This window comes from Prodigiosinella aquatilis (assembly GCA_030388725.1).
Taxonomy (GTDB): domain Bacteria; phylum Pseudomonadota; class Gammaproteobacteria; order Enterobacterales; family Enterobacteriaceae; genus Prodigiosinella; species Prodigiosinella aquatilis.
In genome coordinates, this window is record CP128857.1 from 2,159,481 (window position 1) to 2,173,297 (window position 13,817).

General features: G+C 45.6%; 14 protein-coding genes. 9 read left to right on the forward strand and 5 right to left on the reverse strand.

What is annotated here, in order from left to right:
* Positions 1–68: 68 nt before the first annotated feature.
* From PCO85_10125 to PCO85_10135, 3 genes are all read right to left on the reverse strand, one after another.
* Positions 69–293, reverse strand: a complete 225-nt coding sequence (locus PCO85_10125; protein ID WJV55705.1) for a TraR/DksA family transcriptional regulator — start codon at positions 291–293, stop codon at positions 69–71.
* Positions 293–520 (reverse strand): DUF2732 family protein, encoded by a 228-nt coding sequence (locus PCO85_10130; protein WJV55706.1) that lies wholly within the window; start codon positions 518–520, stop codon positions 293–295. The genes PCO85_10125 and PCO85_10130 overlap by 1 nt, the downstream gene beginning before the upstream one ends.
* A gap of 79 nt (positions 521–599) precedes the next feature.
* Positions 600–1,109 carry a replication protein B gene (locus PCO85_10135; protein WJV55707.1) on the reverse strand — a complete coding sequence of 170 codons (510 nt, stop codon included), beginning with the start codon at positions 1,107–1,109 and terminating at the stop codon, positions 600–602.
* A 645-nt stretch (positions 1,110–1,754) separates the two neighbouring features.
* Here PCO85_10135 and PCO85_10140 point away from each other — a divergent pair.
* On the forward strand, positions 1,755–2,567 hold the full coding sequence (locus PCO85_10140) for a helix-turn-helix domain-containing protein (protein ID WJV55708.1): 813 nt from the start codon (positions 1,755–1,757) through the stop codon (positions 2,565–2,567).
* Between the two features lie 418 nt (positions 2,568–2,985).
* On the opposite strand, the gene PCO85_10145 is transcribed toward PCO85_10140, so the two are convergent.
* Positions 2,986–3,177, reverse strand: coding sequence for a YebW family protein (locus tag PCO85_10145; protein ID WJV55709.1), 192 nt, complete (start codon positions 3,175–3,177; stop codon positions 2,986–2,988).
* A 962-nt stretch (positions 3,178–4,139) separates the two neighbouring features.
* Here PCO85_10145 and PCO85_10150 point away from each other — a divergent pair.
* The 8 genes from PCO85_10150 (at position 4,140) to pepT (ending at position 12,492) form a co-directional block, all read left to right on the forward strand.
* Complete coding sequence (locus PCO85_10150) at positions 4,140–4,646, forward strand: GAF domain-containing protein (protein WJV55710.1); 507 nt, start codon at positions 4,140–4,142, stop codon at positions 4,644–4,646.
* An 84-nt stretch (positions 4,647–4,730) separates the two neighbouring features.
* Positions 4,731–5,459, forward strand: coding sequence for an RNA chaperone ProQ (gene proQ / locus PCO85_10155; GenBank protein WJV55711.1), 729 nt, complete (start codon positions 4,731–4,733; stop codon positions 5,457–5,459).
* Between the two features lie 19 nt (positions 5,460–5,478).
* Positions 5,479–7,494, forward strand: coding sequence for a carboxy terminal-processing peptidase (gene prc / locus PCO85_10160; protein ID WJV55712.1), 2,016 nt, complete (start codon positions 5,479–5,481; stop codon positions 7,492–7,494).
* Between the two features lie 329 nt (positions 7,495–7,823).
* Positions 7,824–8,072: a FeoA family protein gene (locus tag PCO85_10165; GenBank protein WJV55713.1), complete on the forward strand. Its 249-nt coding sequence runs from the start codon at positions 7,824–7,826 to the stop codon at positions 8,070–8,072.
* An 11-nt stretch (positions 8,073–8,083) separates the two neighbouring features.
* A complete protein-coding gene (locus PCO85_10170; GenBank protein ID WJV55714.1) occupies positions 8,084–8,311 on the forward strand; it encodes a FeoA domain-containing protein in 228 nt (75 codons plus the stop codon).
* Between the two features lie 27 nt (positions 8,312–8,338).
* Entirely contained in the window at positions 8,339–10,663 is a 2,325-nt protein-coding gene (gene feoB, locus PCO85_10175) for a Fe(2+) transporter permease subunit FeoB (GenBank protein ID WJV55715.1), read from the forward strand.
* A 55-nt stretch (positions 10,664–10,718) separates the two neighbouring features.
* The gene (locus tag PCO85_10180; protein ID WJV55716.1) at positions 10,719–10,949 is read left to right on the forward strand and encodes a FeoC-like transcriptional regulator; all 231 of its coding nucleotides are present in this window, start codon (positions 10,719–10,721) and stop codon (positions 10,947–10,949) included.
* Positions 10,950–11,223: 274 nt separating this feature from the next.
* The gene (pepT, locus tag PCO85_10185; GenBank protein ID WJV55717.1) at positions 11,224–12,492 is read left to right on the forward strand and encodes a peptidase T; all 1,269 of its coding nucleotides are present in this window, start codon (positions 11,224–11,226) and stop codon (positions 12,490–12,492) included.
* A gap of 162 nt (positions 12,493–12,654) precedes the next feature.
* On the opposite strand, the gene PCO85_10190 is transcribed toward pepT, so the two are convergent.
* Positions 12,655–13,776 carry a cupin domain-containing protein gene (locus PCO85_10190; protein ID WJV55718.1) on the reverse strand — a complete coding sequence of 374 codons (1,122 nt, stop codon included), beginning with the start codon at positions 13,774–13,776 and terminating at the stop codon, positions 12,655–12,657.
* Between the last annotated feature and the right edge of the window lie 41 nt (positions 13,777–13,817).

Sequence of the window (13,817 nt, forward strand, 5' to 3'; positions counted from 1 at the left end):
GATACAAAAGAAAAAGATTGTCCTGACGGACGACCAGTCAATCAGGACAGCAACGGGTCGGGAAATTGTCATGATGACCCCTGAACGCGGCGTTTTTTATGTTCCCGAATTTCCTGACATGACACACAGCAAGTGACACCAGGAATGGCCAGCCGGCGTGCTTCCGGGATTATTGCATCACAGTCTTCACAGGTATGTGCTGATATCTGTGTCGGCAATTTGCGGGCACTGGCAATCTGGGCTGATAGTATTAACGCTTGTTGTTCTTGGGATATATCCATACTGTCTGCCATTAGTACCGTTCCCCTACCTGATGCTGAATTTTTTCTGCTTCCAGACAAAGTAGTTCGACAATGTCAGGTGCGGAAAGGTGTTCATGTTGGGCGTGAGCGGCCAGTTGTTTTAGATAACCTGCGTAAAAACGGGCCGCTTCTGACAGCAGCTCTTCGCGTCGTGTTATTAGCGCTTGGTCGAAAGCAGACTGCGGCTGGTAATGGTGTGATAATGATTGATTTTTCAAAATATTTATCCTTTTCAGACAGTAGAAAGCCTGTCGCTATTGCGACCGCGTTTCATGCTTTAATCTGATTTAGCTTGAGTTACTGGGTATAATTTTCAGGTTTTACACTGGTGAGAATGGCTGGGGTGTCATCAAACAGTGTTTTCAGCTCATCCAGTGCCACCAGCAATGACGTACTCCAGGTACAACTTTGGTCCTCTATTCTTTGGATTGGTTGGTTGAATTCAGTGGCTGATAATCCGGCATGGAAAAACAGTGTTCGGCGTTCACTGATAGAGAGTCGATGAATAAAACCAAGAACTGATGTTGACAGCCGCGGTGAATGATTGAAGGCCTGGCGTAGTTCATCGAGTGCGCTAATTACCCGTTCGCGGGTGGTTTCATCCATCTCTTCCAGTTGATACACCGTATCGCTATTGCCCAATCCAGCATGGAAGCAGATTGTTCGCCGATAGCGCTCTGACATCCGGTTGTAAAAATTGCAAGTGTGCCGCCAGCGTGGTTCCGCAAAATATTTTCCGATCAGTGATCGCAATTTTGCCGGCATTTCCTGTAGATGTGTGGCTGTAACAGCATAATGTGATGTCATAACAGATGCCTCCGTCATAAATTGCATGATGAACGAAACAATTTTGATGAAACGATTGATGCTATTATTATGGAATTCGATTTATCGAATTATGGTTTGGCATAGTGATAGCTGGTTGTTCTATGATGACCTCTCGACACAAATAGTTTCTATTTATCAAGTATCTGTTGTGATTTCTTGTCACTAAGATGTGTTTCTTTTCCATATTTTTGCATTTGCGAATGAATATAAAAGTTTTGGTTAGGAAGTTGAGCAGTAATCTCGTCCTGTTGATACCCCATTTTTGGGATGTAAAGACATCAGAACCGTTCACCGGGCCACGCTATTTACCTCATTTAGTAAATGAAACGTGATGAGTGATGGTGTACTTGATTATGCCATCGTGGTGATGGGATGGCTTGGGTAGTCGTGTTCGCATCACTGGCGTTGGGTATTCGACAGTAAGATTTCTCTTTAGAAAGGTGTGATTGGATTGCAATGTCATCAGACATAAAGCAATATCTCCTGCAGGTTATGGTGTTGTATGGTGATACATGTGGCGTGGAGACACTATAGAACACATTACGTGTATATGTAAATACTCTCGAGGTGTTTTTGAATATAAATAGTAGTACCGCAGTAGCAGCCTCTGTACTTGAACGTATCATGTCAAGCTATGGGGTAAAAACTCAAAAGGAATTGAGCGAAGTTACTGAAATTCCTACAAACACAATCAGTAACTGGATTCAGCGTGAAAATGTTCCTGGTAATATCATCCTTAAGTGCGCACTTGATACTGGCGCAGATGCTGGATGGTTAGTTACGGGGAGTTTCGCAAATTCAAACAATGTGCTTGGTAGAACGCCGTTGAAAGGTAAGGTGCTTTATGAACAGATTTTATCTTCCGGTGGTAAAGCGGTGCTCCGTCGAATGTTGGATGCCTACGGTTTTAGTACGCAAAAAGAGTTAGGTGACTTACTGGGAATCGCGCCTGGTACCATCAGCACCTGGATTCGTCGAGACTTTTTTCCTGGTGATGTTGTGATAGCTTGCGCACTTGATACTGGGGTTTCGCTGGAATGGTTAGCCATTGGTAAGGGACGGGCTGTTCAGGCGGAAAGTCATAGCGATGAGAATAAGGAAACGGATATTATTCCGATCCCTTGCAAAATGCTCAAGGTCGGCAAATTGTACGATGCTGCACACTGGAAGGCTGACCCACAGTTTTTACCCAAAGGATTGCTCAATCCATTGCGGATCGAAAGTAGTTCCGCATCATGGTTGGTGGATACTGGGGTGACGAGCGTCAGTAATGGGCGTTGGTTGCTGGATATTGATGGTAAAAGCGATATTTATGACGTTGCGCTGTTACCGGGTCGCAAGATTAATGTGGTGGGGAGTTCTTCTCACTTCCAATGTGGTGCGGATGAGGTGACTCCACTGGGTTTTGTAATAATGACGCTTACCATGAATATCTGATCGTTTATTGCAAACTGACACTTTGTTGCCCAATATTAAAATTGTGCAATACTGTATATAAATAGAGTGGTGAGCCCGTTTCCTATCATTACTTTAATGAGAGTGCGCTCTAGCTATAGTTAATGATATTTAATATTCTACTTTCGATTATTGTGTTCAGTATCGATATGAAAATAAAGTGAATATCATTACCAACGTGATGGTTGTCTAATCCCGATAGATTTTGAAATACAGAAAGGCGGCAATAGTATGAATTCTAATGAATATAAAAAATTATAATAAAAATAGAGTAGTAACCATCCCGTTTGGCAGCGTCGTGAAGGTATATCTGCGTCGCTGCCACTTTTTGTGTATTTTTACTGAGATGTGCGTATTTCAAAGCTACAACACTGAGAACTGAGAACTTTGGCAATCAGGTTCATAAATCGCCGTACGTTTGTGCGGGGATCCAGAAACCATCAATGATGTCTTCAATAGGCAAACAACCTCCATTACGAATACGCTGTTCGCTCATGGCTCTGAGACATTGCGATTCGGTGAAATAAGCATCGATCACTAGTTCGTCACAACCGTTACCTAGATAACAAACAAAAATCACCAGTACGAACATGTTTTCCTCAATATTTTATCGACCGGTATAGGTATAACTGTTTTTTATTTCTTGGCTCATAAGAAGATTGTAGATGAAAATACATAATGTGGTGACATCGGTGCTGAACGAGATAACAGTCATCAGCGTTGAATAATCCATCAACGATGTTTGGCACCCATGCAGGCACCATCGCGGACTGATTCGAGTGGGAGCCGGTGAATCATCTGGAGAGGCATCTTTACCTTTGAACCCGTCACACATTTGTTCACTATTGGGAGAGAATGCCGGTTCGGCAAATGGATCGGCTACGCCACGATGGCCTCATGTTGCCACGGTAGCCTTTAAGGAAACCACGGATTTTATCATAAGTCAGAATTGCGATGGGCGCTGAATGCCGGAGCGTGAATTATCGCTGCTATTGCAGATAAATGGCCTATAGTAGCGAGGCCGGTCACCAGGATAAGAGGGCGTGGGTCTTCATCTGTGGATTACTACGATAGCTGTAATGTGTAACGTGTTCTTACTGAGGCACTGCCATGACGGATCTGTAAAAATAACTTAACAGAACGGAATGTATTGTCCTGCGAATTTTTTACATTTCTTGCAAACGGGTTAACAAGTCCGCGGTTATCATAGTTTAACTGAATGATGGCTGGCGAAAAATGTGGTTAAACTACTCACTTGTGTGTTCCTCAGGATAGAAACCACATAATGAGAAGGGTTGATACTTTAACGTTATCTTATTGTTCATAATGGGTATTATTAGTATTAATGATTGTAACTTGAATGATTTATATCATGTGATTATTGTCGCGCAATAATCAGTACCTGAGCGCACAATGGCATTCCTGTATTATGTCGATATTCAACAGAGATATTTTGTGCAGACAGATAAATCTTGTAGCATCCTGACCTGAATACTTATTTAATATAAATTTGATACCAGTAGCTGAATGATCTACAAAGAAAAACGTATTTTTATGAAAAAACAACAATTCTATGATGAGTTAGTGCGTGACTTATCCTCATTAATTGCAGGTGAAAATCGGTTTATCACTATATTATCAAACAGCAGCGCTTTGCTGTTCGAGCGACTTGAAGGTGTGAACTGGGCAGGGTTTTATTTGTTAGAAGGAGATACCCTGTTTCTTGGGCCGTTCCAGGGCCATGTCGCCTGTGTTCGTATTCCTGCGGGTAAAGGCGTTTGTGGCTACGCGGTATCGGAAAATCGGGTACAGCGTGTAGGGGACGTTCATGCATTTCCCGGCCATATTGCTTGTGATGCGGCAAGCAATGCTGAAATTGTGCTGCCGTTGCAGGTTGGTGGGCAGCTTGTTGGTGTACTGGATATTGATAGCATTATTTATCAACGGTTTGACGCCGCTGATGAAGAAGGGCTTAAGGCGTTGGTTGCGGTACTTTGCACTCAGCTTGAACAGAGTGATATATCGAATTTTATTAATTCTCTCATGTTGGGACACGGATAACGTAGCAATTGCCGATGGCGTCATTATAATGGCGCCTGTTCATGCCCGCGCTGGTTGGCAAACCCGTTGTAATCAGGAAATTTCATGGAAAATCAACCTAAGTTGAACAGTAGTAAAGAAGTTATTGCTTATTTGGCGGAGCGGTTCCCGCTTTGTTTCACCAGTGAAGGTGAAGCTCGTCCGTTGAAGATCGGAATCTTTCAGGATCTGGTCGCACATGTACCCGAATCAGATCATGTCAGCAAAACACAATTGCGGTCTGCTCTGAGGCTTTACACTTCCAGTTGGCGTTATTTGTATGGCATTAAACTAGGTGCTCAGCGTGTTGATTTAGATGGCAATCCTTGCGGAGAGCTTGAACAGCAACATGTGGAACATGCACGTAAACAACTGGAAGAGGCAAAAGCCCGTGTTCAGGCCCAGCGAGCGGAACAACAAGCGAAGAAACGTGAAGCGGGAGAAGTGACTGAACCCGCCCGCAAGCGTTCTGCTCCTCGTCGTGATCGGGATGACACCGGTGCTGCTGCTCGCCGACCGCGTCAGACTGTTTCTCGCCCAATGCAGATTCCCCCTCCGTCTTCGTCGACAGACAAATCTCAATCACGCCAGTCCAAACCTGTCCGTGAGGAAAAACAGACTCAGCGAGATGTGGTTACGGATATATCTAAACTGCAAATCGGTCAGGAAATTAAAGTCAGAGCTGGCAAGAATGCCATGGATGCCACTGTGCTTGAGATTGCTAAAGGTGAAGTCAGGGTTCTACTCACTTCAGGTTTGGCAATGATCGTACGCGCAGAACATTTGCAGTTCTGACACGGAGGCCAACCTGGGCATGAACAAATTAGTAAAAGCAACCGTATTAGCCTGCTTTCTGCTGGCAGGCGGCAGTTTCGCCAGTGAAACCATTACACGTGTCGATCAGATTCCTCAACTGCATCCGGAACCCCAGCATGCAACAGTGAGTAATCGTGTTACTTTGCGTTTCCTGCGTTCTCATTACCGACGATTCACGCTGGATGCACAATTCTCCGGCAAAATTTTTGCCCGCTATCTCAATATGCTGGATTACAGTCATAACGTATTACTGGCGTCTGACATAGCTCAATTCTCCAGTAAAAAAGGTGAACTGGGTGAGGATCTGGAAGCGGGTAAACTGGATTTGCCCTACGCATTGTATAACTTGACGCAGAAGCGACGTTTCGAACGTTATCAATATGCGTTGTCGTTATTGAACAAGCCGATAAACCTCAATGGTAATGACACAATCGATCTTGATCGTAGCAAAGCACCGTGGCCTAAGAGTGTCGATGAGCTGAACCACTTATGGGATGCTAAGGTTAAATATGATTGGCTGAATCTGAAACTGACTGGCAAAAGTGATCAGGAAATTAAAAACACATTGACCAAACGTTATCAGTACGCAATTCGACGTTTGGTGCAGAGTAATAGTGAAGATGTTTTTCAACTGATCATGAATGCTTTTGCTCGGGAAATAGATCCGCATACCAGCTATTTGTCCCCCCGCAATACTGAACAGTTTAATACGGAAATGAGTCTGTCTCTGGAGGGCATCGGTGCCGTATTACAGATGGATGATGATTACACGGTCATCAATTCCATGGTACCTGGTGGCCCGGCAGCAAAAAGTAAACATATTAATGTCGGCGACCGCATCGTAGGGGTTGGACAGGCTGGCAAAGCGACGGTGGATGTTATCGGTTGGCGTCTGGATGATGTCGTTGCGCTGATTAAAGGTCCAAAAGGCAGTAAGGTTCGTCTGGAAATTCTGCCAGCAGGTAAAGGTGCTAAGACCCGGGTGGTGACACTGACGCGTGAGCGTATCCGTCTGGAGGACCGTGCTGTCAAAATGACGTTGAAAAAGGTAGGGAAAGATAAGGTCGGTGTACTGGATATTCCCGGTTTTTACGTTGGTTTGACGGATGATGTGAAGGTTCAGTTACAGAAGCTGGAAAAAGATCATGTCAGCAGTATCGTCATCGACCTGCGTGCCAATGGTGGTGGCGCGTTGACTGAGGCTGTAAGCCTTTCCGGTCTGTTTATTCCAAGTGGGCCAGTGGTTCAGGTACGCGATAATAACGGTAAGATCCGTGAGGATAGCGATACGGACGGCATCGTTTATTATAAGGGACCGCTAGTTGTTTTGGTCGACCGTTTCAGTGCATCGGCGTCGGAAATTTTTGCTGCGGCGATGCAGGATTACGGACGTGCATTAATCGTCGGTGAACCGACATTCGGGAAAGGGACTGTACAGCAGTATCGCTCTCTGAACCGGATCTATGACCAGATGTTACGCCCGGAGTGGCCAGCGTTGGGGTCGGTGCAATACACGATTCAGAAGTTCTACCGTATTAATGGTGGCAGTACTCAGCGAAAGGGTGTCACGCCAGATATCATGATGCCAACCGGTGCGGAGACTGTGGACACCGGAGAGAAGTTTGAGGATAACGCTTTGCCATGGGATAGCATTAAAGCGGCTAATTACAGCAAAGTCGGTGATTTCTCATCAATACTGCCGGAGCTGATTAAACGGCATCAGGAACGGATTGCGAAGGATCCCGAATTCCAGTTTATCGAGCAGGATGTCGCCCGTTATAATGAAATGAAAGATAAGCTTAATCATGTTTCTCTCAATTTGGCACAACGCGAAAAAGAGAATAATGAAGATGAAGCGTTGCGTTTACAGCGCATTAATGAGCGTTTTAAACGCCAAGGCAAACCATTGTTGAAATCGCTGGATGCGCTACCGAAGGATTATCAAGGTCCTGATCCGTATCTGGATGAAACTGTACAGATTGCCGAGGATTTGGCTCAACAGCAGAAGAAATAGTTTTTTCTGATGGCTATCAAGCCCCGACCAGTAATCTGGACGGGGTTTTTTTACTTTTCACTGAATACCCACTCTTCCTGTCTTACCGAGATGATTAGTAATTTCCTTTCAACTTACACTTGTGAAAGCCCTATCGGCTACATATCGCTGCGAATGAAAAGTTGTGGGCCGGATTATTTATTCTTAGTTTGATGTGCGTCAAAAGAATAGCTATTGATAGGAATATTATTGATAATAGTTATCACTTATCATTTTCATAAAGTGGCTGAAAGATAAAATCCATTTCAGTAACTGCTAACTTATTGATGTTTTAGTGAAGGAATTGATGTATGGCCTTAAGTCTTCAAACACTGCTCGATATTCCCCTTAATGCCAATGCTATTATTGCCCGAATCCGCTTGACGGGAGAAAGTCAGCAACGCCTGACTGAGCTGGGCATACGTGTCGGTGGCAATGTTCGCGTGATTCAACGTGAAGCTAATCAACCATTGATGTTGGCTGCCGGTGATGGCCGTGTGGCAATCAATTGGGATATGGGGAAACAGGTTTGGGTTTCTCCTCAGGGTTCAGGCTTATAAAGGGGAAAACCATGGCACAGGAAGTATTGTCCGTCGCGACTAAATGGCGGGTGGTCGGGTTTCAAAAGGGATCCGCTGATTATCGTAAACGTCTGTTGGCGTTGGGGGTTACGCCGGGGGTGGAATTTACGGTTTCTCGGGTAGCGCCGTTGGGTGACCCTATTGAATTACGCCTGCGTGGTGCAGCAATCAGTGTCCGTAAAGACGAAGTCCAGATTCTGATTCTGGAAAAATGTTAAAAGTGCGCGGTAGGTAAGGAGTTTCTTATGGATGTACAACCTGTTATTTGCGTAGTAGGCAACCCCAACTGCGGCAAGACAACTTTATTTAATGTCCTTACCGGCGGTAAGCAGACAGTAGGTAACTGGCCGGGTGTTACGGTAGAAAAGAAAGTCGGTTATTACCGTTATCAAAATAAACTGACGAATCTGGTGGATCTTCCTGGCGTTTACTCTCTGAATCCGTCATCCGAAAGTTCAGAAGACGAGCGTGTGGCACGTGACTATATCCTCTCCGGTGAAGCGAATCTGGTACTTAATATCATTGATGCGTCTAATCTGGAACGTAATCTTTATCTGACCGCTCAATTATTGGACATGAATGTTCCTATGGTGGTGGCGGTGAACATGATGGATATCGCCGCTTCCCGCAAGTTGGACATTGATATCGCAGAATTGCAACGGCAATTAGGATGTCCGGTCATTCCTGTGACGGCCAGTCAGAAGAAGGGAATTAATGACCTGCGACTGATGTGTCAAACTGCATTGGAAAACCCCACCACACCGCAGATAACCATCCCGTACGATGAACCATTACGACTAGCTGCGCAGGAAATTGCACTAACACTGCATGGTGTTGCTGATATCTCCAATGCCTATTGGTTGGCTATCCAGTTGATGGAGGGAGACGTGACAGTACGCAATCGCGTACCTGAGCCGTTGTTGACTAAGGCTGATGAGATTATTGCCGCATTGGTTGCGGATTATGAGGATGAACTGGACATTTTCTTGGCCGACGCACGTTATCGGTTTGTCTCTACTATAGCGAATGCTGTTATTACCCGGAGTGGTGAAGTTTCAGCAACGATGACGGATAAAATTGATCGCATTGTTCTCCACCGTTTTTTCGGGATTCCGATCTTTCTGGCTGTAATGTATCTGATGTTTGTCTTTACCATCAATGTCGGCAGCGCATTCATTGATTTCTTCGATAAGCTGTTTGGTACGATTTTTGTCGATGGATTTGGTGAGCTGTTGCTGAATATGCATGTGCCTGAGTGGCTGAAAACGTTGTTGGCTGATGGCATTGGTGGTGGTATTCAAACGGTTTCCACTTTTATCCCGGTTATTGGTTGTCTGTATCTGTTCCTTTCTTATCTGGAAGATTCTGGTTACATGGCGCGCGCAGCGTTTGTGATGGATCGCTTCATGCGCAGCATGGGGTTGCCAGGCAAGGCATTTGTCCCGTTGATTGTGGGGTTCGGGTGCAATGTACCGGCGATAATGGCAACCAGAACGATGGAGAGACACAGTGACCGTTTGGTTACGGTAATGATGTCGCCTTTTATGTCCTGTGGTGCGAGATTGCCGGTTTATGTGTTATTTGCGACGGCCTTATTTACCCGTGGTGGTCAAAATTTGGTGTTTGGCTTGTACCTGATTGGTATTGTCGCCGCTATAGCAACGGGGTTCATACTAAAAAATACGGCGTTAAAAGGGGATGCAGCCGCATTTGTGATGGAGATTCCTCCTTATCATTTACCGGGATTGCACAGTGTGTTGATTCGGACCTGGGAGCGGCTTAAAGGGTTTGTATTGCGAGCCGGGAAGCTGATTGTAATGGTTGTCATGATCCTGAGCTTCTTCAATTCTATGGGTGTTGATGGATCATTTGGCAATCAGAATACACAAAAATCTGTGCTCTCGGCTATTGGGCAGAAGATTGTACCGGTGTTTAAACCCATGGGTATCAAAGATGATAACTGGCCGGCTGCTGTCGGCGTATTTACGGGCATCTTTGCTAAAGAGGCGGTGGTAGGGACGCTGGACTCGCTTTATGGTGCTATGGCGGCTCATCAGGAAGGCAGAACGCAAGAAGAAAAAAAACCATTCAGTTTAGTGGATGGTGTATCAGAAGCGCTGGCGACTATTCCCGAGAACTTCAGCAAGCTTGGCAATGCGCTGCTTAATCCTTTGGGTATTGAGATCGGGGATTTAAGTGATACCGCGACAGTTGCGGCGAAGAATGAATTTTCGGTTACTTCACTAACCGTAATTTCGCAACTGTTTGATGGCAAATTGGGCGCATTCAGTTACCTATTGATGGTGTTGTTGTATGTGCCTTGTGTCGCCGCAGTTTCTGCCGTCTGGCGTGAGGTCGGTACCGCATGGACGTTATTTTGCATAGCCTGGACGATTGAACTGGGGTATGGCACGGCTGTCATTGTTTACCAAACTGGCCGATTTGCCCTGCATCCACAATATTCCATGTTGGCCATAGCGGGAGTGCTGGTGGTATTTACTACCACAATTATGCTGTTACGTCGTAAAGGTGTTCCGAGACAGCGTGTAATGGTAGATGAATTGAAATAAAAGTTTTGTGACTGCGGGAAATATTGTTCCCGCCGGGAACGTTAAGGAGAAAAGAATGACCTTAATTGAATTGCGTGACTTTGTGCGTGAAAAACAAAAGGTTTCTCTACGTGACATCAGCATGACATTTCACGCCGAGCCGGGTGTTGTCGAAGGGATGCTGGATGTATGGGTTCAGAAGGGCAAAATACGTTGTCATCGCACAGTGGATAACAGTAAATGTGGTAGTTGCTGTTCTTGTGATAAAGGTATTAGCCAATATTATGAATGGCTGGGATCTGTATAGATCCATTCTCACCTTTGAATATTATTATGGGCAGGCAACGCCTGCCTTTTTTTATCTGAATACACACCTTTCATATTTTTCCAGTTTGTTACCGAAGCGTTGCGTTTCCGAGCAAAGTTTTTTATGTGCTTTATGTCTTCGTCATGGCATGCCAGCATACTGGCGCGACTCGGTTAGTGATAGTTAAGTCGTGAAACAAAACAAAAACTGACCTGACGCAATATCTGCTCCAATTGCTCTCTTCATAATGAAATTCAAGCTCCGGGGGGCAAAGATGGATAAATTACTCGATCGTTTTCTAAATTACGTTTCTTTCGATACGCAATCCAAAGCCGGTGTCCGGCAGGTTCCGAGTACTGAAGGCCAGCTTAAGCTTGCTCACGCACTACGGCAGGAACTGCTTGAACTGGGATTTGAACAGGTCTCATTAAGTAAGCATGGTTGTGTTATGGCGACACTGCCTACAAATGTGGCCTGGGATGTGCCGAACATCGGCTTTATTGCCCACATGGATACATCGCCGGATTACAGCGGGAAAAACGTCAATCCGCAGATTGTCGAAAGCTATCGTGGGGGGGATATCGCACTGGGTATCGGTGATGAGGTGTTATCACCGGTGATGTTCCCGGTTCTACACCATTTGCTTGGATATACGCTGATCACCACCGATGGTAAAACCCTGTTGGGTGCAGATGATAAAGCCGGGATTGCAGAAATTGTGACATCAATGGTTCGGCTTCAGAAGCGGCAGGTACCTCATGGTGAGATTCGTATTGCATTCACGCCAGATGAGGAAGTAGGGAAAGGCCCGCATTTTTTTGATGTCGATGCGTTCAATGCCCAGTGGGCCTATACCGTAGATGGTGGTGGTGTCGGTGAGCTAGAGTGCGAAAACTTCAATGGCGCATCCGTGATGGTAAAAATTGTTGGTAACAATGTTCATCCTGGTAGTGCCAAAGGTGTCATGGTTAACGCGCTAACGTTGGCGACACGCTATCATCAGGAAGTCCCTGCAATGGAAGTTCCAGAGCATACTGACGGTTATCAGGGGTTCTATCATCTTCATAGTGCTAAGGGAACGGTTGAGCGTGCAGAACTGCATTACATCATTCGTGATTTTGAGCGTGACGGTTTTGAAAAACGCAAAAAGACAATGATCGAGATTGCAGAAAAGGTCGGAAAAGGTCTACATCCAGAGTGTTATATTGAAGTGACTATTACTGATAGTTACTACAACATGCGTGAGCAAATTGAACAACATCCACATGTCGTTGCGCTGGCACAACAAGCTATGCGGGATTGTAATATTGAACCGATATTGAATCCAATCCGTGGTGGTACCGATGGGGCTCAGTTGTCATTTCAAGGGGTGCCTTGTCCGAATCTATTTACTGGCGGCTATAACTATCACGGTAAGCATGAATTCATCACATTAGAAGGGATGGAAAGTGCAGTATCTGTCATCATGCGTATCGCAGAATTAACCGCGTTGCAGGCCCGTACCTTACACACTGCCGGTAATCCAGTTTCTGCAAAAGTATAAAAGGGAATGCTGTCGAAACACCATCCCCGGTTGATAAGTGTGCGGCGTTAATCCTGTTATCCCTGGAAAGCGCAGGGATCTCTTCGGCTGTAGATATCGAACGAACTGACAGTACTCTGTGTCAACAAGAGGGCAGTAGTATTTCTCTGCCCATTTTTCGTGTTAATCAGCAAAGTACCAATAACCATTGTTTATCAGTACGGTAAGCTGAGCGAGAAATGACGGATCGTCTAATGCATCGTTGAGCATAACCATGTCGATGACAGAATACTGGGCAAGGGCTGAAAGCGCATCCTGATGTGGACTTCGAAACTCTTCTCCGTTCACAAAGCAGCTTTCTCCCAGCCACAAGACCCGTAACCCTCCCAGACGACGCAGTGAATCTCCTTGCTGCATGAGATCATAAATTTCTCCGGCCTGATAAGGCGGCTCAGGTGGTGCCAGATCCAGTTCATGACGGGATTGGGAAATAAATTCACCAAACCATTGCTGAAACGAGTCTTTTTGTTGCACCAGATCCAGCATCATCTGCTGCAGAACATCCAATTCCTGTGGAAGGATAGTTGCAGGGTGTTCACGTGTTTGGATGTCAGGGTCGCTATAACGATAGTTGCCTAATTCATGAGCCAATACGTAATCGGCAAAACCGCTCATCAGCTCGCGAGCATTGGGTGCGCGAAAACCCACTGAATAGTTTAGCGAGTTTTCCAGTGAATAGCCTTCATGTGGGAAGCCGGGCGGAATGTACAGAATATCGCCTGGCAAGGTTTCTTCATCAATAATGGCGTCAAACGGTCCAACCTGAAGCAGATCAGGATGAGGACAATGCTGTTTCATTGGCATTTTGTCTCCGACCCGCCAGCGGCGACGACCAGTGCCTTGAATGATAAACACATCATATTGATCGATATGCGGACCAACACCGCCGCCGGGCACGGCAAAAGATATCATTAAATCGTCAATACGCCAGTCAGGCAGTTTACGGAATGGGGACATTAACGCAGAGGACGGTTCATGCCAGTGATCGACGGCCTGAACCAGCAAAGACCAATTGGTTTCCCCCAGATGGTCGTAGCTTTCAAACGGGCCGTGGCTCACATCCCAACGGCCGTCTTGATGACTGACCAGGCGACTGTCTATTTCATTTTCGAGTGCCAAACCAGCCAGTTCGTCAGGGGTAATCGGATCCAGGAACGGAGAGAATCCACCTTTGATAATGACCGGGCATTTTTGCCAGTAGCGTGCTAAAAAATCTTGCCAGTCGAGATTAAGTTGATAGTCCATGACATATTTCCAGTAATGGGAGCTGGCAACAATTATAGCGG

Bases quoted from the DNA above. Each gene is read 5' to 3' on its own strand.
- PCO85_10125 (WJV55705.1), bottom strand. From the start codon at position 293: ATGGCAGACAGTATGGATATATCCCAAGAACAACAAGCGTTAATACTA.
- PCO85_10135 (WJV55707.1), bottom strand. From the start codon at position 1,109: ATGACATCACATTATGCTGTTACAGCCACACATCTACAGGAAATGCCG.
- PCO85_10140 (WJV55708.1), top strand. From the start codon at position 1,755: ATGTCAAGCTATGGGGTAAAAACTCAAAAGGAATTGAGCGAAGTTACT.
- PCO85_10145 (WJV55709.1), bottom strand. From the start codon at position 3,177: ATGTTCGTACTGGTGATTTTTGTTTGTTATCTAGGTAACGGTTGTGAC.
- PCO85_10150 (WJV55710.1), top strand. From the start codon at position 4,140: ATGAAAAAACAACAATTCTATGATGAGTTAGTGCGTGACTTATCCTCA.
- proQ (WJV55711.1), top strand. From the start codon at position 4,731: ATGGAAAATCAACCTAAGTTGAACAGTAGTAAAGAAGTTATTGCTTAT.
- prc (WJV55712.1), top strand. From the start codon at position 5,479: ATGAACAAATTAGTAAAAGCAACCGTATTAGCCTGCTTTCTGCTGGCA.
- PCO85_10165 (WJV55713.1), top strand. From the start codon at position 7,824: ATGGCCTTAAGTCTTCAAACACTGCTCGATATTCCCCTTAATGCCAAT.
- PCO85_10170 (WJV55714.1), top strand. From the start codon at position 8,084: ATGGCACAGGAAGTATTGTCCGTCGCGACTAAATGGCGGGTGGTCGGG.
- feoB (WJV55715.1), top strand. From the start codon at position 8,339: ATGGATGTACAACCTGTTATTTGCGTAGTAGGCAACCCCAACTGCGGC.
- PCO85_10180 (WJV55716.1), top strand. From the start codon at position 10,719: ATGACCTTAATTGAATTGCGTGACTTTGTGCGTGAAAAACAAAAGGTT.
- pepT (WJV55717.1), top strand. From the start codon at position 11,224: ATGGATAAATTACTCGATCGTTTTCTAAATTACGTTTCTTTCGATACG.
- PCO85_10190 (WJV55718.1), bottom strand. From the start codon at position 13,776: ATGGACTATCAACTTAATCTCGACTGGCAAGATTTTTTAGCACGCTAC.